We start from the raw sequence: 24,757 nt of genomic DNA on the forward strand, positions 1-24,757 counted from the left end.
CAGGCGCGACGGGTTCCCGGCCCAACCGGTTCAACCGGCGAAGGTCAGATAGATGAGCGCGACGTTGAGCGCGATGATGACGGCGGCGATCGCCCACGCCAGGCCGGTGGTGACGCGGTGGTTCGCGTTGGCGCCCATCACCGACCGGTCGCTGGTGATCCGCACCAGCGGTATCAGCGCGAACGGGATCCCGAAGGACAGCACCACCTGCGACACCACGAGCGCGCGCGACGGGTCGGCGCCGGCGGCGAGCACCAGAATCGCCGGGACGAGCGTGACCAGCCGCCGCAGCAGCAGCGGAATTCGCTTGCGCAGCAAGCCTTGCATGATCATCGCGCCCGCGTACGCGCCGACCGAGGTGGAGGCCAGGCCGGACGCGAGGAGCCCGATCGCGAACAGCAGCGCGACGCCGCCGCCGAGCAGCTGCCCGATCGCGGAGTGCGCACCGGCGATCGAGTCGACGTCCGCGCGCCCGCGCAGCACCGTCGCCGCCAGCAGCACCATCGACAGGTTCACCGCGCCCGCCAGCAGCATCGCGAGCCCGACGTCGAACCGCGTGATCCGCAGCAGCCGCGAAAGCCCGCGCCCCTCCGGTTTGCCGTGGCGGTCGCGGGCGAGCCCGGAGTGCAGGTACACCGCGTGCGGCATCACGGTCGCGCCGAGCATCGCCGCGGCGATCAGCACGCTCTCGGCGCCGTCGAACCGCGGCACCAGCCCGCCCAGGATGCCGGATCCGGACGGCGGTTCGACGAACACGCTCGCCAGGAAGCCGATCGCGATGATCGCCAGCAGCCCGGTGATGACCCGCTCGAACGGGCGCTGCCCACGCCGGTCCTGCACCAGCAGCAGGCCCATCGAGACGATGCCGGTGATCACCCCGCCGACCACCAAAGGCAGCTGGAACAACAGGTTCAGCGCGATCGCGCCACCGACGACCTCGGCGAGGTCGGTCGCGACGGCGACCAGTTCGGCCTGCGCCCAGTAGGCCAGCCGCCCCGCACGCGGCGTCCGCTCGCGGACGGCCTCGGGCAGCGACATCCCGGTGACCAGACCGAGTTTCGCGGACAGGTACTGGACGAGCCCGGCCATCAGGTTCGCCGCGACGATCACCCAGACCAGCAGGTAGCCGAACTGCGCCCCGGCGCTGATGTTGGAGGCGACGTTGCCCGGGTCGACATACGCGATGGCCGCGACGAACGCGGGCCCGAGCAGCATGGACCCGGCACGCACCCGGGCGAGCTTCGGACCGGCCGTCCCCGCCACCGCCATGCCTGCACCTCTCGTCTGCCCAACTCAAAGTTTAGGCAGACCGAACTTCAAGGTTCAAGCATGCTGAGACACTTGTTACGCCGGGAGGAACACCTCGTTGCCCGCGGCCTTGAGCGCGGTGACCGCCCTGCTCAGGTCGGGCTGTTTCACCAGCACATGGTCGGTGTCGAAGGTGGAGAGCGTGACCAGCGCGACCCCGGCCGAGGCGAGCTCGTTGACCAGTGCCGCGATGATGCCGGTGAGGGTGAACGCGAGCGGGCCGCGCACGGTGAGCAGCCGCCAGCCCGCCTCCACCTTCGCCCCTTCGGGCGCGTCCGCGGCGGGACAGATCACCGACAGCTCGCCGCCGGTGCGCGTCACCGAGACCAGGCCGGCGCGGCCCGGCGCCAGCAGATCCGCGGGCACGCCCGTGTCCGGTGCCAGGCGCGCGATGGCGTACTCGCCCGGCTGGACGTCGATCGCGAGCCGCTTCACCCTTCGAGGACCTTGGGGCTGGAAGCCACCTCGGTGCCGTCGGGCAGGGTGGAGATGGTGAAGTCCGCGAACACGTTCCCGGCCGCCTTGTGCAGCTGCCGCAGGCATTCCACGGCGAGCGCGCGGATTTCGACGTCGGCGTGCTCGGTCGCGCGCATCGCGATGAAATGGCGCCAGGCCCGGTAGTTCCCGGTGACGACGATGCGGGTCTCGGTGGCGTTCGGCAGGACCGCCCTGGCGGCCTGGCGGGCCTGCTTGCGGCGCAGGGTCGCGCTCGGCGCGTCGGCGAACTTCTCCTCCAGCCCGGCGAGCAGCTCGGTGTACGCGTCGACGCTCGCCTGCGCGGCGGCGAGGAACTTCTCGTGCAGCACCGGGTCGCCTCCGATCACGTCCGGCTCGACGAAGGCGGCGTCGCGCTCGGGCACATAGCGCTGCGACAGCTGCGAGTACGAGAAATGCCGGTGGCGGATCAGCTCGTGCGTGAGCGAGCGCGAGATGCCGGTGATGTAGAAGGTCACCGAGCCGTGCTCGAGCACGGACAGGTGCCCGACCTCGATGATGTGGTCGATGTAGCCGGCATTGGTCGCCGTCTTGGGGTTGGGCTTCTTCCACGACTGGTAGCACGCGCGGCCGGCGAACTCGGCCAGCGCCTGGCCACCGTCGGCGTCGGTGGACCACGGCACGTCGTCCGGCGGGAAGAACTCGGTCTTCGCGATCAACTGCACCTTCGGCGAAACGGTCTCGGCCACGTTCGCACTCCCCTTCTTTCGACCCTGGCAGCGTAACCGGCCGCAAGCCGGGCATCGCGGAGGCGCCACGTGACGCCTTGACTGACACCACCAATGACGTCATAGTGGTGTCATGGATTTGTCGCCGTACATCACGAGCCTCCGTGAGGACCTGACCGCGACGGCGTCCGCAGGGGACGAACAGACCCGGCGGGCCGCGGCGGTGCTCTCGGCGGCACTGGAACCGGCCGTGCGGCTGGCGCTCATGAACGCGCTCGCCGACCTGGCCGCCGAAGTCACCACGCAGCTGCCCGACCACGTCGTCGAGGTCCGCCTCGACGGCCGCGACGTGCGGGTCGTGGTCACAGGCACCGCGGCGCCGCAGCAAGCCGGCCCGGTGCCACCACCGCCGCCGCCCCCGCCACCGTTCGCAGCCGGCGAGGGCACCGACAACATCGCGCGGATGACGCTGCGGATGGTCGAGCAGATCAAGGGCCAGGCCGAGCAGGCCGCGGCCGCGCAGGGGGTTTCGCTCAACACGTTCATCTCGCAGGCCGTTCAGGGCGCGCTGCACGGCACGCAGCAGCTGCACGGCGAGCGCAAGAGCAAGCCCGGCAAGCAGACCGACTCACACCTGCACGGCTGGGTGAAAGGATGACCATGACCGAGCAACCGGGGGAAGACCTCATCCGCACCGAGACGTTCGACGCGGAAGGCCCGCTGGACCTCGACGTCAGCGTCACGCTGGGCAAGATCGACATCGAGCTGACCGCCGAAGACGGCGAGACGTACGTCGAGGTCCGGCAAGCCACGGAGGTCAACGAGCCGTGGGCGCAGGGCGTGACCAGCCTGCTGAACTGGGTCAGCGAGCGGTTCGGCGACCAGATCGGCACGGATCTGCGGGGCGAGCCGGCCGAGGCCGTCGACCAGGCGCGGATCGAGCTGACCGGCAAGCGACTGGTCGTGCGCGCGGCGAAAGCCTTGCCACTGCGCAATGTTCCGCTCGCGGTGAAGGTGAAGGCACCCGCCGGATCCTCGCTGGAGATCCGGGCCGGGTCCGCGGCGGTGACCGTCACCGGGGCGTGCGGGCGGGCCGATGTGCTGACCGGGGCCGGCGAGGTGAAACTGGACCGCGCCGACGGGGCGGCGATCGTGCGCACCGGTTCGGGCGGGATCCGGCTCGGGCCGACACTCGGCGGGCTGCAGCTGCGGACCGGCAGCGGTGACGTCGAGGCGTCGTCGCTGTCCGGCTCGGCGACGGTCGTCACCGGCACCGGGGACGTCTGGCTGGGCGCCGCATCCGGCGAAATCATGGCGCGCAGCGGCAGCGGCGACCTGTCGGTGGCCGAAGCCGCGAGCGGATCGCTGGAACTGATCACCGGTTCCGGCGAGATCCGGATCGGCGTACGGCCCGGAGTGGCCGCCGAGGTCGACCTGACCTCCAACGCCGGGAAGGTGTCCAGCGAACTCGACCTCGAACTCGAGGCGCCCGAAGGCGATGTGCCGTTGAAGATTCGCGCCCGCACCGGGATGGGCGCCGCAGTGATCACCCGCGCGACCCAGTAGCGCGGATTCCAGGGGGATGCGAGGGACGCCCGCCGCGACCGGGGGTGGGCGTCCCTCGCTTCTTTTTGTCCTGCCCACCCCGACTTTTGATCGTCTAACGGTTGGTGGGTGCGTGTGGTTGCCGGGTGGCGGTTTAGGCCTTTTTTAATAGGGCTGCCAGGTTTCCTTTTGGTGCGACTGTCACGTTGTCCAGGCTCAGCCAATTCGCCATCAGACGCAGCTCTTCTTTCAGTTCGGCGGCGACCCGTGTGTGGTCGACATCCGGCTCGGCGAAGGCGGCTTGCACCCGCAGGACACCCGCCTCCCGGTCGGCCTTCAGATCCACCCGCGCGACCAGTTCACCGTCCAGCAGGAACGGGAAGACGTAGTACCCGTACTCCCGCTTCGCCTCGGGTACATAGATCTCGATGCGGTACCGGAAGTCGAACAACCGCTCCGTCCGCGCCCGCTCCCAGATCAGCGGGTCGAACGGGCACAGCAGCGCCCTGCCGGTGATCTTCCGCGGCACCCTGGCGCCCGTGAACCGGTACGCCGGCGAACGCCACGTACGGACCCGTACTGGTTGCAGCACACCGGATTCCACGAGATCGGCCACCGCCTGGTGACTGACGTCCGGACCCAGCCGGTAATAGTCCCGCAGGTCCGGTTCGGTCGCCACACCGAGCGCCGCCGCGGAGCGGGTGATCAGCTCTCGCGCGCCCTCCTCCGGCGACACCTGCCGCGCCAGGATGTCCGCCGGTACCACCCGCTCGGTCAGGTCGTACAACCGCTCGAACGAACGCCGCGTCCCCGTCGTCAGCAGCCCCATGCCGAACAGCCACTCGCAGACCTTCTTCACCTCCGACCGGTCCCACCACGGGCCGGGCGTGCGCTGCGACTCCCCTGCCACCTCGCGCTCGATGCCGCCCGCGCCGATCGGGCCCTGCTCTTTGACCACGGCGAGGATGTCGTCCACCAAGCCCGGGGACTTGTCGACGAGCCGCGCGTAGTTGCGCCACCAGCCGGCCCGCTTCGCCCCCGACCGCAGCAACGGCCAGTCCTCGACCGGGATCAGGCTCGCCTCGTGCGCCCACGTTTCCACCAGCAACCGCGGCTTGCGGGCACTGTGCGCCCACGCGGCCTCGTCGATCAAGGTCCGGTCATAGCCGCCCAGCCGCGAGAACAGCGGCACGTAATGCGCCCGCACGGCGACATTCACCGAGTCCAGCTGGATCAGCTGCACGCGCGAGAGCACCCGCCGCAGATGCCGCCTCGTCGCCACCTCCGGCCGGGCGTCCGCGAACCCCTGCGCGGTGAGCGCGATCCGGCGCGCCACCGCGATGCTCATCGTGTCCATCGACGACATCGTGCCAGCAGGCACCGACAAAAACCGGACGCCGTATCTTGCAGTGCCATGAGCACCGCACAGGTCCGTGCCGCCGTGGCCGCGGACGCCCCGGAGATCGCCCGCATCCAGCGCGTCACCTGGCGCACCGCGTACGCCGACCTGCTCGGCGAGCGGGCTTTCGACGAGCTCGAGGACACCGCCGAGGGGCAGTGGGCCGAAGCGATCGCCCACCCCGGCACGATCGTGTACGTCGCCACCGAGGGCGAGTTCACGGTCGGCTTCTGCGTGGCCGGGCCCGCCCCGGCGGACGAGGTCGCGAACGCCTCCGGCGAACTACCCGAGGACGCCGACCGCACCGGCCTGATCGCGACGCTCCTCGTGGAGCCCCGCTGGGGCCGGCGCGGTCACGGCGGACGGCTGCTCGCGGGCGCCGCGGACGGGCTGCGTCAGCACGGCGCGGAACGCGGGATCAGCTGGGTCGCCGAGTCGGACTCGGCGTCACTTTCCTTCTTCCGCCGCGCCGGCTGGCGTCCGGACGGCACCGTGCGGACTCTCGACACCGGCGAGCGCCGGCTCCGTGAGCTGCGCCTCACTGGGCAGCTCGAAATCCAGCTGATCGGCTGACGCGGCGCGCCGCCGCCGGCCCAGAAACCACCGCACCGTCATCACGATCAGGAAGACGACCGCGACGATCTGGTAGCTCGAACCCGCGACCTTCTGCGGGAAACTCCAGATCTGGTACTCCAGCGGCACCTGGTAATGCGGCGCGAGCCAGAGGATCACCACACCCACCCAGCCCGCGAACAACAGCCAGAACTTGTGCTTCTGGTAGCCCATGATCATGATCAGCGCCGCGGTGGGCAGCGCGAGAATCCAGTGATGCGACCACGAGATCGGCGACACCAGCAGCACCCCGGTCGCGGTCACCCCGAGCGCCATCGCCAGGTTGCCGTCGTCGAGCGCCCGCCGGGTGCCCAGCCAGGTCATCACGACCACGGCCAGCACGCCCGCACCGCCGACCAGGGTCAGCGTGTGGCCCGCCAGGCCGAGCTTCTCGAAGCTCGACATGACCGACTCGTTCGCGTGAATCGGGCCGATGTTCATGCTCGACGCGTGGAACACCCGGTCGGTCCAGTACAGCCACGAGTCCTGCGGCATCAGCACGAACGCGATCGCGCTGCACACCACAAAGCTGGCGAAACTCACGACGACCGAGCGGAAGTCCTTGCGCAGCAAGAAGATCAGCACGAACCCGGCCGGGGTCAGCTTGATCGCGGCCGCGATCCCGATCAGCGCGCCGCGCGGCCACTTCGGATTGGGCCACAGCACGTCGACCGCGACCAGCATCATCAGGATGACGTTGATCTGGCCCCAGAAGATCGTGTTCGCGACCGGGTGCGCGACCACCAGCACGCACGCCGCGGCGACGACCATCCACGGCTTGGCCAGGAGGTTGCTCAGCTCGGGCGAGGCCTTGCGGTAGGCCAGCACGATCGGGAACAGGCACAGGCAGGTCAGCCCGGTCAGCAGCGGGTACCCGATCGCGGGCGGCACGATCGCCAGCGGCACGAACATCACCGCGGAGAACGGCGGGTACGTGTACGGCAGCGCGCCGCCCACCGGCGAGACCGGCAGCTGCGTGTAGATCGAATGTCCCTTGAGGAACGTGTCGGCGCCGAGGCGGTACACATCGACGTCGGTCGGCCACTTGTTGATGCCGTGCGCGTAGTAGGTGAGCGCACCGAACAGCCCCACCGCCAGCACCAGCTCGAGTACGAGGCGCACTCGCGCGCCGGTACTCCCGTGCCTCCAGGTCGAGACGACAGAATTCAAAACTCTTCTCCCAGGTCCCAAAGCCACGAGAAGTATCCACGAAACTGACGCGGCAGCGTCTATCTTGGTTGCTTGCGTGTCGCGACCGTCGGGCGGGTCCCCTGTTGCGCGTCGGTGAACACGACCCAGCGCATCACCGAGTACATGAAGATGGCTTCCCCGGCGCCCGCGAGCAGGCGCGACAGGTGGTATTCGACGCCGATCAGGCCCAGCCCGGCACCCACGCCGAGGATGAAGACGAGATAGTTGACGCCCACCGCGACGGCGTACCTGAGGGTCTGCCCGGCCACCGGTGCGTGGGACTGGAAGTTGAAGGTCCGGTTGAGCACGAAGCTCAGCCCGAACGCGATCAGATAGCTGAGCGTGACGCACACCGGCAGCGGCCAGTGGAACCCGGACCGGGTCAGCGTGAGGATCGACAGGTCCACCCCGAAGGTGAAGCCGTTGATGATCGCGAAGCCGACGAGGTTCGCCGGTATGCGCCCCGGCAGCGGGCGCACGACTGCGGCACAGAACGCCGCGAAGCGGGCAGGGATGCCCTTGTCTTCGTCACTCACAGTGCCAGGTTTCCAGTGTCAGGTGGACGGAAGGTGACCTTACGGTGGTCAACAGGAAGCCAAGAGTACGGTGAACCCCCCTGTGCACGCCGCCGTGTCCCGTTACGTTTCTACCTGACACCCGAAGGGGGCGCGATGCTCGGCTGGCTTTGCCTGACGCTCGGCGTCGCGCTCGGGTCGGCTCTCATCCCGGTGATCAACGTCGAGCTGTTCGTGCTGGGGCTGATGTCCGGCGTGCCCGGCGCGCCCTGGTACCTCGTCGCCGCCGCGGTCGCGGTCGGCCAGATGGCCGGGAAGCTGCTCTACTACCTGGCCGCGCGCGGATCCATCAAGCTGCCGCCGGCCCTGCTCGACCGGCTGCACCGCGAGCGCCCGCCGACGCCGCGCCGCGAACGCTGGCGGCTGCGGACGAAGTGGTTGCGCGGCAAGGTCGAGGCGATCCGCGAGCGGTGCCACCGGCATCCGAAGTGGATGGCGGGCACCTACGGGGTCAGTTCGGTCTTCGGACTCCCGCCGTTCATGGCGACGACGGTGCTCGCGGGGCTGGTGAACATGCGGATGACGACGTTCCTGTCGGTGGGCCTGGCCGGGCGGTTCGTCCGGTACTGCGTGCTCGCGGCGTGCCCGGCGGTCTTCGCCCACTGGCTCCATCTGTAACCTTCCCTAATATTCCCTATACTTCCCTATCATGGCGCATGTAGCATGCGTTTGTGAACAAAAAGCTCTACTCCGTGGAAGAGGTCGCCACCCAGCTCGGCCTGCACGTCCGCACGGTGCGCGGGTACGTCCGGGACGGGCGGCTCAAGGCCGTGCGCATCGGCAAGCAGTACCGGATCGCGCAGGAGGACCTCGAAGCGCTGCTGGGCGCGCCCGTGCCGGAGACACCCGAAGTCAAGCGGGAGCGGCATGTCGACGTGTCGAGCATCGTCGAGATCGACGCGATCAGCCCCGAGACGCAGGGGCGCATCAGCACCCTGCTGATGGCGGCGAGCGCGCGCCGGGGCGACGAGCCGCTGCGGGTGGAGACGGCCTACGACGAGGAAAGGGGACGCATGAAGATCATCGTGCTCGGCGGGCTCGCGGACACCGCGCGGCTGCTGGACTACGTGGGGGCGGTGCTCGACTCGTGATCTACAAGACCGAAGCGGGCGGGCGGGCGATCCGCTCGCGCTACGAGGAAGTCCTTGCCCGGTGGCCGGTTCCGGCCGACCACCTGCGACTGTCCACACGGGAGGGTGAGACGTTCGTTGTCGCGTCCGGACCAGAGGAGGCGCCGCCTTTGCTGCTGTTGCACGGATCCGGCACGAACGCCGCGATGTGGCGGGCCGATGTCCCCGTATGGGCCGGGAAATTCCGGGTGTACGCGGTCGACATGATCGGCGAGCCGGGGTTGAGCGCGCCGTCGCGGCCGCCACTGGACAGCGAGGCGTACGCGCTGTGGCTGGACGACGTCCTCGACGGGCTGGGGCTGACGGAGACCTCGATCGCCGGGGAGTCGCTCGGCGGCTGGCTCGCGCTGGACTACGCGACACGGCGGCCCGGGCGGGTGACGCGGCTCGCGCTGCTGTGCCCGGGCGGGCTGGGCCGGCAGAAGTACGGCTGGGTGTTCGCGGCGCTGCTGTACAAGCCTTTCGGGGCCTGGGGACTGCGCCGGTCGATGAAGGCGGTCGCCGGGGTGGACGCCGCGCTCAGCCCGGAGGTCGCGGACTACCTGACGCTGATCTTCACGCATTTCCTGCCGCGCCGGGACAAGCTGCCGCTGTTCGGCGACGCGGCGTTGCGGCGGCTGAAGATGCCGGTGCTGGTGATCGCCGGGGGCCGCGACGCGATGTTCGCCTCCTACGAGACTGAGCGTCGCGTCCGGCAGGCGATCCCGCACGCGACGGTCACGATCCTGCCCGACGCCGCCCACGCGATCACCGCCCAAACCCACCCCATCCTGGACTTCCTCACGCAAACGTAGAACTCGCGCTCCTGAGTGTCGGACTCGGCGTCTCCAACGTCGGACTCGCGGGCGGCCCCGCGAGTCCGACGCTCGGGACAGCGAGTCGTACGTTCGGGACAGCGAGTCCGACGTTGGGCTACTTGGGCGCGTCGGCGGCTTCGAGGTCGATGGCACGGCGCATGGTGGCGCGGGCCCGGCGGCGGTCGCCGGCGATGTCGTAGGCGTAGGCCAGCCGGTACCAGTACCGCCAGTCGTCGGGGTGCGCCTCCAGTTCGGCCTTGCGCTCCTCGAACCACGCGTCCGCCGCCTCCCGGTCGATCCGGCCGGAGGGGCGGCGCGGCAGGTCGGACACGTCGGGCAGCGCGCCCTCCTCGTCGAGCCGCTGCCCGAGCCGCTGGATCCGCAGCCCGGACCGCCAGGTCGCGACCACCATCCACGCGCCGAGCAGCGGCAGCACGAACACCGCCACACCCAGCGCGATCCCGGCCGGCTTCCCGGTCTGGACCAGCTGCACGCCCCGGTCGGCCAGCAGCACCAGGTACACCACCAGCGCGGCGGTCAGCAGTAGCGCGACGTTGCGGGCTTTCACAGGTCCAGCACGTTCTCGAGCCCGACGGTCAGCCCCGGCCGCTTCGGCACCTCGCGCACGCCGAGCAGCACCCCCGGCATGAACGACGCCCGGTCCAGCGAATCGTGCCGGATGGTCAGGGTCTCCCCGTCGGCACCGAACAGGATCTCCTCGTGCGCCACCAGCCCGGGCAACCGGACCGAGTGCACCCGCACGTCGTCGATCAGCGCGCCACGCGCACCGTCCACTTCGGACGATGTGGTGTCGGAACCCGCTTTCAGCCCGGCCGCCGAACGCGCCTGCGCGACGAGCCGCGCGGTGTGTGCCGCGGTGCCGGACGGGGCGTCGGCCTTGCGGTTGTGGTGCAGCTCGACGATCTCGACCGATTCGTAGAACCGGGCCGCCTGCTCGGCGAACCGCATCGCGAGCACCGCGCCGAGGGCGAAGTTCGGCGCGATCAGCACGCCCACCCCCGGCTGGGCTCGCAGCCATTCGCGGACCGTCGCGAGCCGCTCCTCGGTGAACCCGGTCGTGCCGACCACCGCGTGCATGCCGTGCTCCACCACGAAGCGCAGGTTGTCCAGCACGGCGTCGGGGTGGGTGAAGTCGACGACCACGTCGGCGCCCTCGAGCCCCGAGAGCGCGTCCCCGGCGTCCAGCGCCGCGAAGACCTCCAGGTCGGCGGCGCCTTCGACAGCGCGCACCACCGTGGCGCCCATCCGTCCCCCGGCGCCCAGTACACCAACGCGCGTCATCGTGCTATCACCTCGTGCAGATCGTGCGGCAGGTCGTCGGCATGAGCGTACGGTCCGACCACCGCGGCCACCGAAACCCCTCCCGGCGACCGGAACAGGCCGCGCGCCAGGTCGTACACCTCCTCGGTGGTGACCGCGTCGATCCGGGCCACGGTGTCGTCGACGCTCTGGTACAGCCCGAAGTTCAGTTCCTGCTTGCCGATCCGCGACATCCGGGACGCGGTGTCCTCCAGGCCCAGCACGAGCCCGCCGCGCAGCTGGCCCTTGGCGCGCGCCACCTCCGCGTCGGTGAAGCCCTCCTTGCCGACCTGGCCGAGCAGATCGCGCAGCACGTTCGCCACCTCGCCGAGCCGTTCGGGCTGGCAGCCGGCGTAGACCGACAGGTGCCCGGTGTCGGCGTACCCGGCGACCGACGAGTACACCTGGTACGCGAGGCCGCGCTGCTCCCGGATCTCCTGGAACAGCCGCGAACTCATGCCGCCGCCGAGCGCCGCGTTGAGCACGTTGAGCGTGTAGCGGCGCTCGTCGTGCCGCGACAGCGCCCGCATGCCGAGCATCACGTGCGCCTGCTCGGTGTCGTTGGTGTGCAGCGCCAGCTTCGAGCCCGCGGTGATGCGCGCCTTGCCGCGCCGCGGCGGCACCGGCGTGCTGGTACCAGCCAGCCTGTCCCGCAAAGCCTTGCGCGCCAACCGAAGCACCTGCGCGTGCTCGATGTTCCCGGCGACCGCGAGCACCATCCGGGGCAGCGTGTAGCGGCGGCGGTAGAACCCGCGCAACGCCTTCGCCGACATGCCGCGGATCGAATCCTCCGTGCCCAGCACGGGTTCCGCGAGCGGGTGCCCGGCGAGCACCGAGCTGACGAACGTCTCGTGCAGCAGGTCCTCGGGATCGTCGTCGCGCATCGCGATCTCTTCGAGCACCACGCTGCGTTCGGTGTCCACATCGGACTGCGCGCAGAGCGCCTCGAACACCACGTCGGTGACCAGGTCCATGGCCAGCGGCAGGTCCTCGTCGAGCACCTGCGCGTAGTAGCAGGTGTGCTCCTTGGCCGTGAAGGCGTTGAACTCACCGCCGACCGCGTCGATCTCCTCCGCGATCTGCGCCGCACCACGGTTCTTGGTGCCCTTGAACAGCACGTGCTCCAGGTAGTGCGCGGCACCGGCGACGGCGGCCGGCTCGTCCCGCGACCCGATGCCGACCCACAGGCCGACGGTGGCCGAGCGCACGCCCGGTACGTGCTCGGTGACCACCCGCAGCCCGCCGGGCAGCACGGTCCGCTTCACCGAAGCGTCGAGCGTCTTCGTGGTGCCGGCGGGCTGTTCGTAGCCGGGTATCTGACGCGCCAAGACAATCCTTACCTCGAGAGCGCGAATGGCCCGCCCGAGCAGGTGCCGGACGGGCCATTCAGCGGTGGTTCGTCTCCTACTGGGCGGCGTCGGCCTTCTGCGGCTCGGACTCGGCGGGCTTGTCGCCCTCCTCCTCCTTCACCAGCACCAGGCTGATCTTGCCGCGGTTGTCGATGTCGGCGATCTCGACGCGGAGCTTGTCGCCCACGTTGACCACGTCCTCGACCTTGCCGATGCGCTTTCCGTTGCCCAGCTTCGAAATGTGGATCAGGCCGTCCTTGCCCGGCAGCAGCGAGACGAACGCGCCGAACGCGGCCGTCTTCACCACGGTGCCCAGGAACCGCTCGCCCACCTTCGGCAGCTGCGGGTTGGCGATGGCGTTGATCTTGCTGATCGCCGCCTCCGCCGACGGGCCGTCGGCCGCACCCACGTAGATCGTGCCGTCGTCCTCGATCGAGATGTCGGCGCCGGTCTCCTCGGTGATCGAGTTGATCATCTTGCCCTTCGGCCCGATGACCTCGCCGATCTTGTCGACCGGGATCTTCACGCTCGTCACGCGCGGGGCGTACGGGCTCATCTCGTCGGGGCCGTCGATGGCCTCGGCGATGACTTCCAGGATGGTCAGCCGCGCGTCCTTCGCCTGCGTCAGCGCGGCGCCGAGCACCTCCGACGGGATGCCGTCGAGCTTCGTGTCCAGCTGCAGCGCGGTGATGATGTCCTTGGTGCCGGCGACCTTGAAGTCCATGTCACCGAACGCGTCCTCGGCGCCGAGGATGTCGGTCAGCGCCACGTAGCGGGTCTCCCCGTCCACCTCGTCGGACACCAGGCCCATCGCGATGCCCGCGACCGGCGCCTTGAGCGGGACGCCCGCGTTGAACAGGCCCATCGTCGAGGCACACACCGAGCCCATCGAGGTGGACCCGTTGGAGCCCAGCGCCTCCGACACCTGCCGGATCGCGTACGGGAACTCGTCCCGCTTGGGCAGCACCGGCACCAGCGCGCGCTCGGCGAGCATGCCGTGCCCGATCTCGCGCCGCTTCGGCGAGCCGACCCGGCCGGTCTCCCCGGTCGAGAACGGCGGGAAGTTGTAGTGGTGCAGGTAGCGCTTGGTGGTCTCCGGCGACAGCGAGTCGATCTGCTGCTCCATCCGCAGCATGTTGAGCGTGGTGACGCCCAGGATCTGGGTCTCGCCGCGCTCGAACAGCGCCGAGCCGTGCGCCCGCGGGATGAGGCCGACCTCGGCCGAAAGGCTCCGGATGTCGGTCAGCCCGCGGCCGTCGATCCGGACCTTGTCGCGCAGGATCCGCTGGCGGATCAGCTTCTTGGTCAGCGCCCGGAACGCGGCGCCGATCTCCTTGTCCCGGCCTTCGAAGGCCTCGCCCTCACCGACGCCGACCTTCGCCAGCACCGCGGCCTTGACCGCGTCGGTCGCGTTGTCGCGGTCCTGCTTGCCGCCGATCGTCAGCGCCTGCGCGAGCTCGTCGGTCGCGATCGCGGCGACGGCCTCGTAGGCGTCCTGCTGGTAGGCGGGGAACAGCGGGAACTCACCGGTGGGCTTGGCGGCCACGTCGGCGAGCTTCTGCTGTGCCTCGCACAGCACGCGGATGAACGGCTTCGCGGCGGTGAGGCCGTCGGCCACCGCCTGCTCGTCGGGCGCGGCCGCGCCACCGGCGATCAGGTCGAGCGTGCGCTCGGTGCCCTCGGCCTCGACCATCATGATCGCGACGTCGTCACCGACCACGCGGCCCGCCACCACCATGTTGAAGGTGGCCTTCTCCAGCTGCGGCCAGGTCGGGAACGCGACCCACTGGCCCTCGATCAGCGCGACGCGGACACCGCCGACCGGGCCCGAGAACGGCAGCCCGGCGATCTGGGTGGAGGCCGACGCGGCGTTGATCGCCAGCACGTCGTACGGGTCGTCCGGGTGCAGGCTCTGCACCGTGATGACGACCTGGATCTCGTTGCGCAGCCCGTCGGCGAACGACGGCCGCAGCGGCCGGTCGATCAGCCGGCAGGTCAGGATGGCGTCGGTGGAGGGGCGGCCCTCACGCCGGAAGAACGCGCCGGGGATCCGGCCCGCGGCGTACATCCGCTCCTCGACGTCCACGGTCAGCGGGAAGAAATCGAAGTGATCCTTCGGGTGCTTGGACGCGGTGGTCGCCGACAGGAGCATGGTCTCTTCGTCCAGGTAGGCCACGACGGCCCCGGCGGCCTGACGGGCCAGCCTCCCGGTCTCGAAGCGGATCGTGCGGGTGCCGAACTTGCCGTTGTCGATGACGGCTTCGGTCTCGTGCACCGGGTATCCGCCTGATTCGGTCATTTTCTGTGGTTCTCCTCGTTCGTACGGCGAACGTGTGCCCCATCCGTCCGGGGCAGCGCCCGAGGAACGAGGCCGGTCTTCGATCGAAGCCCCCGGGGACACTGCCCGGAAGCCACTACCGAGGACCGGCGGGCTTGTCCTCGCGCGGTTCGCATGCCTCTTTCTTGCGGTTATGTGGCGAGGGGGAGCGACCGGGTGGTCACTCCCCCTCGGAGCCTGGTGCTATCGGCGGAGGCCGAGTCGCTGGATCAGCGACCGGTACCGTTCGATGTCCACCTTCTTCACGTAGTCGAGCAGCCGGCGGCGGCGGCCGACCAGCAGCAGCAGGCCACGACGCGAGTGGTGGTCGTGCTTGTGCTCCTTGAGGTGCTCGGTGAGCCCGATGATCCGCTTGGTCAGCAGGGCCACCTGGGCCTCGGGGGATCCGGTGTCCGAGTCGTGCAGTCCGTACTCGGTGAGGATCGACTTCTTCTCGTCGGTGGACAGCGCCACGCTGTGTTCTCCTTGGATTTCCTGTGCCGTGCGGCCCGGACGCGCGACCGCGCCGGGTGAGTCGGTCACGGCCGCCACGGACTGCAGCCGGACCCGGTGGTCCAGGGTATCAGGCAGCCCCTCAGCCGGCCTGGCGGGACTCCAGGGGGAACCGTTCGAGCACCGCGTACCGCGGGCCCCGCTCGGTGCGCTCGCTGCTCATGAGCACGACCTCGGTGGCCGTCCATGGCTCGCTCACGAAGCCCGACAGCCGCTTCGGCAGCTCCGCCGGGACGTCGTCCTCGGTGCGGGCCACGGTCAGGTGCGGCAGGTACGGGCGCTGTTCGCCCGCGCCGGCCGCGGCGGCGAGTTCGGTCAGCCCGTCGCTGTAGACCCCGAGGTACAGCACCCGGGAGAAGGTGCCGGCGCCTTCCAGGCGCAGCATCGGCGCGTGCCACCCGGCCAGCGCCGAGCGCAGCCATTTCACCCGCGCGTCCGGGTCTTCCCGGTCACCGTAGAAGCCGAGCGTGATGTGCCACTGGGCCGGCGGGATCCAGCGCGGCTCGGGCACCTCCGCCTGAAGCGGCTCCAGATGCGCCTGGAGCGACTCCGCGACCTGGGTGGGCGGCAGCACCGCCGAGAACAGCACCATGTTCATCCCTGCAGTCCGGCGCGGCGCAGCAGGTCCGCGATCGCCGGATAGTCGTCGTCCAGCAGTTTGGCGGCCTCGGTCAGGTCCTCGTCCTCGGCGATCTCGCGCAGCGCGGCGAGGGCGGGCCCGTCGTCCGCGGCGACCGGGATGTTGTCCCGGCCGACGGTGGGCCGCGCGTCCTTGACGTCCTCGAGCGCGGCGAGCAGGGCCTCCTTGCGGCCGGCCGCAACGTCCGGGATCAGGCACTTGCGCTCGAGCATGATCATCCTGGCCAGCACGACCGGGTTGCCGATCTTCGCCCGGCGGCCGCTCATCACCTGGCTGAGCATCGGCGCGCTGATGCCGAGCACCTCCGCCAGGTAGGCCTGCGAGACGTCGAACGCGACCACGAGTCGGCGCACCCTGTCCCCCAGTGGCTCCCCGTACCATTCCCGCTGCAGCGCGATGTTGCGCTGGACGATCTTGTGGTCCTCCACGCTGGCCGCACTCCCCCTTTACTCCCCGTCACGACCCCGGCACCCACGGGCGTCCCCAGCATTTTGCCAGGACTGCCCGGTTCGGCGGGGCGCTTTCACCCAGTGATTCGCAAACGCACTCACCCTCGGGCCAGGCCGAGGATATCCCTCGTGCGGGTGACATCGTCGTCGATCTGCTCGACGAGGTCGGCCGGTGTGTCGAACCGGATCTGGTCGCGGAGCCTGCTGACGAAGTCCAGGCCGACGTACTGGCCGTAGAAGTCCTCGTCGACGTCGAGCACGAAGGCCTCGACGGTGCGCTCGCGCCCGGAGAACGTCGGGTTCGTGCCGACGGACACCGAGGCCGGCAGCTTCCGGATCGGGTCGGACGCCTTGATGAACCAGCACGCGTAGACCCCGTCGGCCGGCACGGCAGCGAACCGCGGGGTGGACAGGTTCGCGGTCGGGTAGCCCAGGTCGTGCCCGCGGCCGGCGCCGCGGACGACGATGCCCTCCAGCCGATGCGGCCGGCCGAGCGCCTCCGCGGCGGCCGTCACGTCACCGGCGTCGATGCACGAGCGGACGTAGGTGGAGGAGAAGGTGATCTCGGCGCTGTCGTCGCGCTCGCCCTGCAGGCCTTCGCCGTACACCGCGAAACCGAACCGCTTGCCCAGCTCGCGCAGCAGCGACACGGTGCCGGCGCCCTTGGCGCCGAACGTGAGGTTCTCGCCGACCACGACGGCGGCCGCGTGCAGCCGGTCCACCAGCACGCTGTGCACGAACTCGTGCGCGGGCACCCGCATCAGCTCGGCCGTGAACGGCAGCACCGCGAAGACGTCGATGCCCAGCTCCTCGACCAGCTCGGCCTTGCGCCGCAGGGTGGTCAGCTGCGCGGGATGGCTGCCGGGGCGGATCACCTCCGACGGGTGTGGGTCGAACGTGAGCATGACGCTGGGCAGGTTGCGGTTCTTGGCGATCTCGACCGTCTTGCCGATGAGCGCCTGATGCCCGCGGTGCACCCCGTCGAACACGCCGATCGTCACCACGCACCGGCCCCACCCGCCGGGGAGGTCCTCCAGTCCACGCCACCTCTGCACGAGGACACCTTAGGCCGGTTCGAGCACGACCAGGGAACGGGCCACGCCGCCCGCGTCGACGGCTAGTGCGACGGCCCGGCCGGCCGGATCGAACACGCCGTAGGTGCCCTCGATCCCGGACGCGCGCACCTGCTGTCCATATTGGACGGCGCGCGCGGTGGCGGCGTCGGCGTCGTACCGGGGGAACGCCGCCGCGACCGCCGCGCTCAGGTCGTAGGACAGTTCGGGCCGCTCCTCGAGCTGTTCGAGGGTGCGGGCGGCGGCGAGGGTGAACGGGCCGACCGTGGTCCGCCGCAGTGCCGCTAGGTGACCGCCGACGCCGAGCCCGGCGCCCAGATCGCGGGCCAGCGCCCGGACGTAGGTCCCGGACGAGCATTCGACGACCGCGTCGAGCTCGACGCGGTCCGCCTCGTGGCGGGTCGCGAGCAGATCGAAGCGGTACACGGTGACCTTGCGCGGCGGCAGCTCGACGTCCTCCCCCGCGCGCACCCGGGCATAGGCGCGCTTGCCCGCGACCTTGACCGCACTCACCGCGCTCGGCACCTGGTCGATCTCCCCCGTCAGCGCGGCGATCCCCGCGGCGATCCGCTCGTCGGTGACGGCGGCCAGCGCCTCGGTGTCCGAAGTGGACAGTCGCTCGCCCTCGGCGTCGTCGGTGGTCGTCGCGGCGCCGAGGGACAGCGTGCCGAGGTAGGTCTTGCGGTCCAGCGCGAGATGGCCGAGCAGCTTGGTCGCCCGCTCGATGCCGAGCACCAGCACCCCGGTCGCCATCGGGTCGAGCGTGCCGGCGTGGCCGACCTTGCGGGTGCCCATGATCCGCCGCACCCGGGAGACGACGTCGTGCGAGGTCATGCCCGGCGGCTTGTCGACGACGAGCAGACCGGGCGGCGGCGGTGGGTTCTTCGGTGGCACGACGGGAAACTCTAAGCCGCCGCGGGGAGCGGGGTCTCCTCGGGGACATCCCACGGGCGGCGGTGCACCTGTACCGGCACCCGCTCCCCCCGTGCCTGCGCGGCGAACAGTTCGGCGCGGGCGCGGCGCCACCACACGAGCATCCGCGTGGTGCCCAGCGCGAGCATCACGACGACCGCCAGCAGCGCGATCCGGAAACTGTCCGTGTACTGCAGCAGCACGCCGACCAAGAGCGCGGTGATCGTGGTCGCGACGAACCCGCCGACGTTGACGACGCCGGTCGCGGTGCCGACCCGGTGCAGCGGGTTGTAGTCCCGCGCGAGCGCGAAACCGATCATCGAGGCCGGGCCGCCGAGTGACAGGAAAGCGAAGCAGGGCACCAGAACCGCGACCGGGATCGAGCCGGGCCAGCTCAGCAGCAGCGCCCACACCAGCGCCGCGCCGCCGAGATAGCTGCCCACGAGCGGCATCCGCAACTCGGGGCGGCGGGCGGTGACGGCGCCGAGCAGTGGACCGCCGAGCAGCGCGCCGAACACGAACACCGTCAGCAGCGCGCTCGCGGTCGCGGGCGCCATGCCCTCCCCCTGCACCAGGAACGGCACACCCCACAGCAGGGCCAGCACGTTCGGCGCGAACATCGTCGAGAAGTGCACCCAGAACCCGAGCCGGGTGCCGGGCACCCGCCACGCGAAGCGGATCTGCCGCAGCAGCTCACGCCGGTCCACCGCGACCGGAGTGGCCGCGTGCCCGGCCGGGGTGTCCTTGACGCGCGCTGCGACGACTCCCGCGTACAGCGCGGTCACCAGGCCCGCCGCGAGGAACGTCGGCAGCCAGCCGGGACCGGCGAGCAGCAGCGTGAGCGGGACCGTCGCGGCCAGGTTGCCGATGAAGCCCATGGCGCTGGTGAACGACGCGACCACGGTGTACTGCCGGCCCGGGAAATGGGCGGCGACCAGGCGCAGCACGCTGACGAACGTCATCGCGTCGCCGAAGCCGAGCACGCCGCGGGCGAGCAGCCCGAGACCATAAGAGGTCGCGACGGCGAGCAGGACCTGGCCGAGACCGAGGAACAGCAGGGCGGCGACGAGGATCCGGCGCGGGCCGTAGCGGTCCACGAGCACGCCGGTGGGGATCTGCATGGCCGCGTAGACGCCGACCTGCAGGACGGTGAACGTACTGAGCGCCGCGGCGCCGACCCCGAACCGGTCGGCGGCCTCCAGACCCGCGACCCCGAAGGAGGTGCGGTGGAAGACGGCGAGGAGATAGACGAGAGAAGCGGTCAACCAAATCAGCCACGACCGGGTGCTGGCCTTACCGGTCACGGGTGCCTGCGCGGGCGGCACGACGGAATCCTCCTGGCGGAGTCGGGGACGGGGAACCGATGAATACATCGCCCGCGTAAGGAAGAAACTTACCGATCACCGCGGTGTCATCGGCCACATCGCTCAGCGCACTGCGCCGATCACCGCCCAGCGGCCCGACCGCCAGCGCACGAGTACCGAGGCGAGCCGCAGCGCCATGAACAGCGACAGCCCCGTCCAGATCCCGGTCAGCCCCCAGCCGAACGCGAGCGAGACCCAGATCAGCGGCAGGAAGCCGATGGCGGCGCTGGCGAGTGTCGCGGTGCGCAGGAAAGCCGCGTCGCCGGCCCCGAGGAGCACCCCGTCGAGCGCGAACACCACGCCCGCGATCGGTTGCAGCGCCACGAAAAACCACCACGCGTGCGGGATTTCCCCGAGTACGCCGGGATCCGAGGTGAACGCGTGCGGCAAAACCTGTGAGACAGCGGCGAAAACCGCGCACAGCACGCAGCCGAAGATCAGCCCGTAGCCGGTGATTTGCGCGGCGACGCCCTTCGCCTGCCGTTGTTCGCCGCCGCCGAGCGCGGCGCCGACGAGCGACTGCGCGGCGATCGCGACCGAGTCCAGCACGAGCGACAGGAACGTCCACAGCTGCAGCACGATCTGGTGCGCACCGACCGCGGCGGTCGAGGTCCGGGCGGCCACGGCGGCGGCCGAGACGAAACAGGCCTGGAACGCGAGACTGCGCAGCACCAGGTCCCGGCCGAGGCTCAGCTGCGCGCGCATCACCGACGGGTGCGGCCGCAGCGGGACGCGTTCGGCGACCAGCGCCCGCAGGAACAGGCTCGCCGAGATCACCTGCGCGGCGACGTTCGCGATCGCCGAACCTTCCAGCCCCCAGCCCGCCGCGTACACCAGGACCGGGCACAGCACGGCCGAGATTCCGTTGCCCAGCAACACATAGCGCAGCGGGCGGACGGTGTCCTGCACGCCGCGCATCCAGCCGTTGCCGGCCATCGTGATGAGGATCAGCGGCGCGCCGCACAGCGCGATCCGCAGCCAGGACACGGCCGCGGCCGCGATCTCGTCGCTGCCGGAGAGGGCCTTCGCGATCGGTTCGGCCAGCAACTGCCCGGCCAGCACGAGGACGAGCCCGACCACGACCGCGAGCCAGGTCGCCTGCACGCCTTCGCTGACCGCGTCCGCGCGCCGGCCCGCGCCGTGCAGCCGAGCCGTGCGCGACGTGGTGCCGTAGGACAAGAACGTGAGCTGGGTGGAGATCTGCGACAGCACCACGCCGCCGAGGGCGAGCCCGGCGAGCGGCAGCGCCCCCAGATGGCCGACGACGGCGGTGTCCACGAGCACGTACAGCGGCTCGGCGCACAGCACCCCCAGCGCCGGAATCGCGAGCCCGAACACTTTCCTGGCGGGCACCCGCTCGGCGATCATCTGCACATCCAGCAGGTTAACCGGCGGCGGCCCCCAGCCCGAGCAGGTCCTCGGAGCGGTCCCAGAGCCGGCGGGCCAGGTCAGAGTCACCCGCCTGCGGGTTGGTGCGCTTCGCCGGCTTGCCCTTCTCGTAGTAGCCGCCGGGTGTCCAGTCCGCGCCGGGCGTGCTCCGCGCGAACCACACCAGCTGCTCGGCGCCCTTGTCCGGGGTGAGCAGCAGGAAGCGATGGACCAGCGGGCTGGACAGGATCGCGATGACGAACTTGATCAGCCGGCTGTCGGTGGCGGAACCGAAACTGGTCTGGACATTACCCGGATGGTGCGCGACGGCCGCGATGCCCTGCTCGTGGTAGCGGCGGTGCAGTTCCGTGGTGAACAGGATGTTCTCGAGCTTGGCCGCGTTGTAGGCCCGCAGCGAGTCGAAGTTCCGGTCGAGATCGAGGTCGTCGAGGTCCAGCTTGCCCGCCATGCGCGCGCCGACGCTCGAGGTCTGGATCACCGTGGCCCTGCTCGCGATGAGGGTGTCCAGCAGCAGCCGGGTGAGCAGGAACGGCGCCAGGTGGTTGATCTGGAACGTCTGCTCGAACCCGTCGACCGTCTTGCCGGCCCGCGCGAAGATACCGCCGGCGTTGTTGGCGAGCACGTCGATGCGCGGGTACGCGGAGTTCAGTTCGGCGGCGAGCGCGCGCACCTCGTCCAGGCGCGTGAAGTCGGTGACGTAGTGATCCGCGCCGGTTTCCGCCGCGACGGCCTCGGTCTTCTGCCGGGAACGGCCGATGACGACGACACGGTGGCCTTCGGCGCTGAGCCGGCGAGCCGCTGCGGCGCCGATGCCGTCGCTGGCGCCGGTGATGACGATTGTCTTGGGCTGACTCATGACGGAAGCTTATCCCAAACATAGGAGTCACTGTCATCCTCGAAGCGCACTGCTACGATCGGGATTGCCATGACAACGAGAAACCAGCAGCTCAGAGACCGCACCCGCCGGGCGGTCCAGCAGGAGATCGCCGAGGCCGCCACCGCACTGTTCGCCGAGCGCGGGTTCGAGGCGACGACGATCGGCGACATCGCGGCGGCCGTCGGCATGTCGCAGAGCAGCGTGTTCCGCTACTTCGGCACCAAAGAGGAGATCGTCCTCGGCAAGTTCGGCTTCGTCGTGGACGACATGCTCGCCACGCTGCGCGCCCGCCCGGCCGGTGAACCGGTGTGGACGTCCCTGCGCGCGGCGATCGACGTGCTGGTCTCGCTCGCGGACCTGCCGGTCAACGAGCAGCTCGTGGCGCCGGTCCACCGGATGATCTTCGAGACGCCCGCGCTGTCCGCCGGCTATCTCCAGAAGCTGCAGGACCTGCAGGAAGCGGTCGTCGCCGAGCTACGTGCCCGCGCCGAGGCGGCCGGAAAGCCTTACGCCGCTGGAGATCCGGCGCCCCGCGCACTGACCGCCGCGGCCTTCGGATGCCTCGTGGCCGCGCAGCATTCCTGGCTCGACTCCGGCGCGAAGGGCTCCTACGCCGAGGCCATCGACCGCGCCATGGCGACGATCACCCCCGCCCACCCGAGCTGACGGCGTGTTGGCCCTCCGCGTCGGTGGGTTGGCCGCGCGCGGGGCAAACTCACCGACGTAACGGGCAAACTCACCGACCTGGCGGGCCAACACGCGCGCGTGGCGGGCGAACACGCCGTCAGAGCAGGGGGGCGCCGGCGAGGGCGTCGCGGACCGCGGCGAGGACCTCGTCCGCGGTGCCCCGCACGGTGCAGCCGGCGGCGAGGCGGTGCCCACCGCCGCCGAGGCCGCGCGCGGCGACCGAGACGTCGATCTTCCCGATGGCGCGCAGCGAAACCGTCCACTCGTCCGGCTTTTGCTGCTTGAACACGGCCGCGACCTCGGCGTCCCGGACCGAGCGGACGACGTCGACGACGCCCTCGACCTCTTCCAGCCGCACGTCGGCGGCCGCTTCGAGGGTGACGAACGCGTACACGAGCCCGTAGCCCTGCGCCGCCTCCGGCTCCAGCCGCGCGGTGCCCAGCGCCGCCGACAGCATCGGCAACCACGCGAACGGGTGATCGTCGATGACCTCCCGCGCGAGCCGGTCGGGATCCACGCCCGCTTCGAGCAACCGGGCCGCGGCCTGGTGCGTCGACGGCTTGGCACGCCGGAAACCGCTGGTATCGGTCACCAGCCCGGCGTAGACGCATCGCGCGATCGGCTCGTCCAGCGGCGCGCCCAGCTCGTCGAGCACGTTCAGCACCAGCACCGCGGTCGCCTCGGCGGTGTCGTCGACGATGTGGTGCGTGCCGTAGCGGGTGTTCGACGCGTGGTGGTCGATCACCAGGACCGCCCCGCCCGCGGCCTTCGTCGCCTCGACCCGGTCGGCGAGGGACCCGAGCCGCCCCGGCACCGGGGTGTCGCAGCAGATGACCAGCGGGCTCGCGGCCGGCACGTCCGCGGCGGGCACCACGAGATTGCCCGGGTCCAGCCCGCGCAGGCTTTCCGGGACCTCGTCGGGGATCGCGAACGACACCCGCACGGTCGCGCCGCGCTGGTGCAGCGCGCGGCCGAGGGCCAGCGCGCTGCCGAGCGCGTCGGCGTCGGGCCGGACGTGGGCGAGCAGGGTGACGTCGGTGGCGTTGCGCAGGAGGTCGAGCGCCGAGGAGGTCATGGCCGCAAGCTACTCTGTCCTGCGATGTTCCACTACGCGATACTCCTTTACCCATCGGCCAATCGGGTTTACACCGACTCGTCGGCCGCCCTGTTGCGGGCCGAGCTCGCCGTGTTCGGCGAGGCGCTGGGCGCCACCCTCGAGGACATCGGCGAGCGCCGTCTCGGCGGCGTCACCTATGTGACCTTCTCGACGGCCGAGCGACTGTCCACGGACGACGTCACGCTCCTGTCGAACCTCTCCGCGCTCTACGCCCTGTTCGAGCTGACCGGCGACCTGCTGCGCCCGGTCGAGCTGTCGCCGCTGGACCGGTTCGGCACGGATCTGCTGACGATCCAGAAGTACTCCGGCAAGACCAACGAGCTGTTCACCAAGCTCCTGCTCAACGTCACGCTACTGTCCACTTCGGACCCCACAGCGTTCCTCATCCGGCCGCTGCACGTGCTGGATCCCTTGTGTGGCCGGGGAACCACGCTCAACCAGGCGATGGACTACGGGCTCGACTCGACCGGCATCGAGCTGGACAAGCGCGATTTCGAGGCCTACGAGCATTTCATCAAGACCTGGCTGCGCACGAAGCGGGTCAAGCACACCGCGGATTCCGGGCAGCTGCGGCGCAACAAGACAATGCTGGGCCGCCGGCTCGAACTCGGTTTCGGGCTGACCAAGGAACAGTACAAGGCGGGCGAGGTCCGGCACATCACGTTCTACAACTGCGACACGGTGGCCGGCGCCGGGCTGCTCAAGGGCGGCTCGGTGGACGTGATCGTCACCGACGCGCCGTACGGGGTGCAGCACGGCAGCCACCGCACCGGCGAGTTGTCGCGCAGCCCGCGCGACCTGCTGGCCGCGGCGGTCCCGGCCTGGGTGCGCACGCTGCGTTCCGGCGGCGCGCTCGGCATGTCGTGGAACACGCACGTCACCAAGCGCGAGGAGATCACCGAGATCCTCACCGCCGCCGGGCTCGAAGTCCGGGAACTCGGCGACTTCGCGCACCGGGTGGACCAGGCGATCCTGCGTGACCTGGTGGTGGCGCGCAAGCCCTGACCTGGGCACCGATGAGTTCCGGCAG

General features: G+C 70.4%; 26 protein-coding genes and 1 pseudogene. 8 read left to right on the plus strand and 19 right to left on the minus strand.

Translation table 11 applies throughout. The features are described 5' to 3' along the window. Positions 1-30: 30 nt before the first annotated feature. The 3 genes from LOZ83_RS16925 to thyX all read right to left on the minus strand — a co-directional run bounded on the left by LOZ83_RS16925 (position 31) and on the right by thyX (position 2,492). The gene (locus LOZ83_RS16925) at positions 31-1,269 is read right to left on the minus strand and encodes an Nramp family divalent metal transporter (RefSeq protein WP_236791729.1); all 1,239 of its coding nucleotides are present in this window, start codon (positions 1,267-1,269) and stop codon (positions 31-33) included. Positions 1,270-1,344: 75 nt separating this feature from the next. Then, a complete protein-coding gene (locus LOZ83_RS16930; RefSeq protein WP_236791730.1) occupies positions 1,345-1,743 on the minus strand; it encodes an ACT domain-containing protein in 399 nt (132 codons plus the stop codon). Next, positions 1,740-2,492, minus strand: coding sequence for an FAD-dependent thymidylate synthase (gene thyX, locus LOZ83_RS16935; RefSeq protein ID WP_236791732.1), 753 nt, complete (start codon positions 2,490-2,492; stop codon positions 1,740-1,742). Before thyX ends, LOZ83_RS16930 begins: the two co-directional genes overlap by 4 nt. A 112-nt stretch (positions 2,493-2,604) precedes the next feature. On the opposite strand from thyX, the gene LOZ83_RS16940 reads away from it, so the two are divergent. Continuing rightward, positions 2,605-3,129, plus strand: coding sequence for a toxin-antitoxin system HicB family antitoxin (locus LOZ83_RS16940; RefSeq protein ID WP_236791733.1), 525 nt, complete (start codon positions 2,605-2,607; stop codon positions 3,127-3,129). A 2-nt stretch (positions 3,130-3,131) separates the two neighbouring features. After that, a complete protein-coding gene (locus tag LOZ83_RS16945; RefSeq protein ID WP_236791734.1) occupies positions 3,132-4,037 on the plus strand; it encodes a DUF4097 family beta strand repeat-containing protein in 906 nt (301 codons plus the stop codon). Between the two features lie 133 nt (positions 4,038-4,170). Here LOZ83_RS16945 and LOZ83_RS16950 read toward each other — a convergent pair whose 3' ends face one another. Further along, positions 4,171-5,373 carry a winged helix-turn-helix domain-containing protein gene (locus LOZ83_RS16950; protein ID WP_236791735.1) on the minus strand — a complete coding sequence of 401 codons (1,203 nt, stop codon included), beginning with the start codon at positions 5,371-5,373 and terminating at the stop codon, positions 4,171-4,173. Positions 5,374-5,430: 57 nt separating this feature from the next. On the opposite strand from LOZ83_RS16950, the gene LOZ83_RS16955 reads away from it, so the two are divergent. Then, positions 5,431-5,988, plus strand: coding sequence for a GNAT family N-acetyltransferase (locus LOZ83_RS16955; RefSeq protein ID WP_236791736.1), 558 nt, complete (start codon positions 5,431-5,433; stop codon positions 5,986-5,988). Positions 5,989-6,270: 282 nt separating this feature from the next. On the opposite strand, the pseudogene LOZ83_RS16960 reads toward LOZ83_RS16955, so the two are convergent. Both LOZ83_RS16960 and LOZ83_RS16965 read right to left on the minus strand, forming a co-directional pair. Next, positions 6,271-7,224 (minus strand): annotated as a pseudogene (locus LOZ83_RS16960) (glycosyltransferase family 87 protein); the annotation flags it as partial. 32 nt (positions 7,225-7,256) lie between these two features. Next, positions 7,257-7,754, minus strand: coding sequence for a GtrA family protein (locus LOZ83_RS16965; RefSeq protein WP_236791737.1), 498 nt, complete (start codon positions 7,752-7,754; stop codon positions 7,257-7,259). A gap of 135 nt (positions 7,755-7,889) precedes the next feature. Between LOZ83_RS16965 and LOZ83_RS16970 the strand changes: the two genes are divergently transcribed. From LOZ83_RS16970 to LOZ83_RS16980, 3 genes are read left to right on the plus strand one after another with little or no spacing between them, the layout of a single operon-like run. After that, positions 7,890-8,411 (plus strand): hypothetical protein, encoded by a 522-nt coding sequence (locus LOZ83_RS16970; protein WP_236791738.1) that lies wholly within the window; start codon positions 7,890-7,892, stop codon positions 8,409-8,411. A gap of 53 nt (positions 8,412-8,464) precedes the next feature. Beyond that, complete coding sequence (locus LOZ83_RS16975; RefSeq protein WP_236791739.1) at positions 8,465-8,884, plus strand: helix-turn-helix domain-containing protein; 420 nt, start codon at positions 8,465-8,467, stop codon at positions 8,882-8,884. Next, positions 8,881-9,717: an alpha/beta fold hydrolase gene (locus LOZ83_RS16980; protein ID WP_236791740.1), complete on the plus strand. Its 837-nt coding sequence runs from the start codon at positions 8,881-8,883 to the stop codon at positions 9,715-9,717. The genes LOZ83_RS16975 and LOZ83_RS16980 overlap by 4 nt, the downstream gene beginning before the upstream one ends. Before the next feature lie 118 nt (positions 9,718-9,835). Here the strand turns inward: LOZ83_RS16980 and LOZ83_RS16985 are convergent, their stop codons facing one another. The 12 genes from LOZ83_RS16985 to LOZ83_RS17040 form a co-directional block, all read right to left on the minus strand. Continuing rightward, positions 9,836-10,288 (minus strand): hypothetical protein, encoded by a 453-nt coding sequence (locus LOZ83_RS16985; protein WP_236791741.1) that lies wholly within the window; start codon positions 10,286-10,288, stop codon positions 9,836-9,838. Continuing rightward, complete coding sequence (gene dapB, locus LOZ83_RS16990; RefSeq protein ID WP_236791742.1) at positions 10,285-11,022, minus strand: 4-hydroxy-tetrahydrodipicolinate reductase; 738 nt, start codon at positions 11,020-11,022, stop codon at positions 10,285-10,287. Before dapB ends, LOZ83_RS16985 begins: the two co-directional genes overlap by 4 nt. Beyond that, complete coding sequence (locus LOZ83_RS16995; protein WP_236791743.1) at positions 11,019-12,368, minus strand: pitrilysin family protein; 1,350 nt, start codon at positions 12,366-12,368, stop codon at positions 11,019-11,021. The genes dapB and LOZ83_RS16995 overlap by 4 nt, the downstream gene beginning before the upstream one ends. A 76-nt stretch (positions 12,369-12,444) precedes the next feature. Continuing rightward, on the minus strand, positions 12,445-14,688 hold the full coding sequence (locus tag LOZ83_RS17000; protein WP_236791744.1) for a polyribonucleotide nucleotidyltransferase: 2,244 nt from the start codon (positions 14,686-14,688) through the stop codon (positions 12,445-12,447). 222 nt (positions 14,689-14,910) lie between these two features. Then, positions 14,911-15,180, minus strand: coding sequence for a 30S ribosomal protein S15 (rpsO, locus tag LOZ83_RS17005; protein WP_236792108.1), 270 nt, complete (start codon positions 15,178-15,180; stop codon positions 14,911-14,913). A gap of 121 nt (positions 15,181-15,301) precedes the next feature. Beyond that, a complete protein-coding gene (gene thpR, locus LOZ83_RS17010) occupies positions 15,302-15,817 on the minus strand; it encodes an RNA 2',3'-cyclic phosphodiesterase (RefSeq protein ID WP_308190227.1) in 516 nt (171 codons plus the stop codon). Beyond that, positions 15,814-16,287, minus strand: a complete 474-nt coding sequence (locus LOZ83_RS17015) for a helix-turn-helix transcriptional regulator (protein WP_236791745.1) — start codon at positions 16,285-16,287, stop codon at positions 15,814-15,816. The genes thpR and LOZ83_RS17015 overlap by 4 nt, the downstream gene beginning before the upstream one ends. A 119-nt stretch (positions 16,288-16,406) precedes the next feature. Beyond that, positions 16,407-17,363, minus strand: coding sequence for a bifunctional riboflavin kinase/FAD synthetase (locus LOZ83_RS17020; protein ID WP_236791746.1), 957 nt, complete (start codon positions 17,361-17,363; stop codon positions 16,407-16,409). A gap of 9 nt (positions 17,364-17,372) precedes the next feature. Further along, positions 17,373-18,275, minus strand: coding sequence for a tRNA pseudouridine(55) synthase TruB (truB, locus tag LOZ83_RS17025; RefSeq protein WP_308190228.1), 903 nt, complete (start codon positions 18,273-18,275; stop codon positions 17,373-17,375). Positions 18,276-18,286: 11 nt separating this feature from the next. Continuing rightward, positions 18,287-19,597, minus strand: coding sequence for a nitrate/nitrite transporter (locus tag LOZ83_RS17030; protein ID WP_236792111.1), 1,311 nt, complete (start codon positions 19,595-19,597; stop codon positions 18,287-18,289). Between the two features lie 123 nt (positions 19,598-19,720). Next, positions 19,721-21,025, minus strand: coding sequence for an MATE family efflux transporter (locus tag LOZ83_RS17035; RefSeq protein WP_236792112.1), 1,305 nt, complete (start codon positions 21,023-21,025; stop codon positions 19,721-19,723). Positions 21,026-21,041: 16 nt separating this feature from the next. Continuing rightward, a complete protein-coding gene (locus LOZ83_RS17040) occupies positions 21,042-21,902 on the minus strand; it encodes an SDR family NAD(P)-dependent oxidoreductase (protein WP_236791747.1) in 861 nt (286 codons plus the stop codon). A 69-nt stretch (positions 21,903-21,971) separates the two neighbouring features. On the opposite strand from LOZ83_RS17040, the gene LOZ83_RS17045 reads away from it, so the two are divergent. Continuing rightward, positions 21,972-22,589 (plus strand): TetR family transcriptional regulator, encoded by a 618-nt coding sequence (locus tag LOZ83_RS17045; protein WP_236791748.1) that lies wholly within the window; start codon positions 21,972-21,974, stop codon positions 22,587-22,589. A 118-nt stretch (positions 22,590-22,707) separates the two neighbouring features. On the opposite strand, the gene LOZ83_RS17050 is transcribed toward LOZ83_RS17045, so the two are convergent. Further along, positions 22,708-23,685, minus strand: coding sequence for a bifunctional oligoribonuclease/PAP phosphatase NrnA (locus LOZ83_RS17050; RefSeq protein ID WP_236791749.1), 978 nt, complete (start codon positions 23,683-23,685; stop codon positions 22,708-22,710). A gap of 24 nt (positions 23,686-23,709) precedes the next feature. Between LOZ83_RS17050 and LOZ83_RS17055 the strand changes: the two genes are divergently transcribed. Further along, the gene (locus LOZ83_RS17055; RefSeq protein WP_236791750.1) at positions 23,710-24,732 is read left to right on the plus strand and encodes a TRM11 family methyltransferase; all 1,023 of its coding nucleotides are present in this window, start codon (positions 23,710-23,712) and stop codon (positions 24,730-24,732) included. Positions 24,733-24,757 lie beyond the last annotated feature (25 nt).

Source organism: Amycolatopsis sp. GM8, from assembly GCF_021653975.1.
In the GTDB taxonomy this organism is placed as follows: Bacteria; Actinomycetota; Actinomycetes; order Mycobacteriales; family Pseudonocardiaceae; genus Amycolatopsis_E.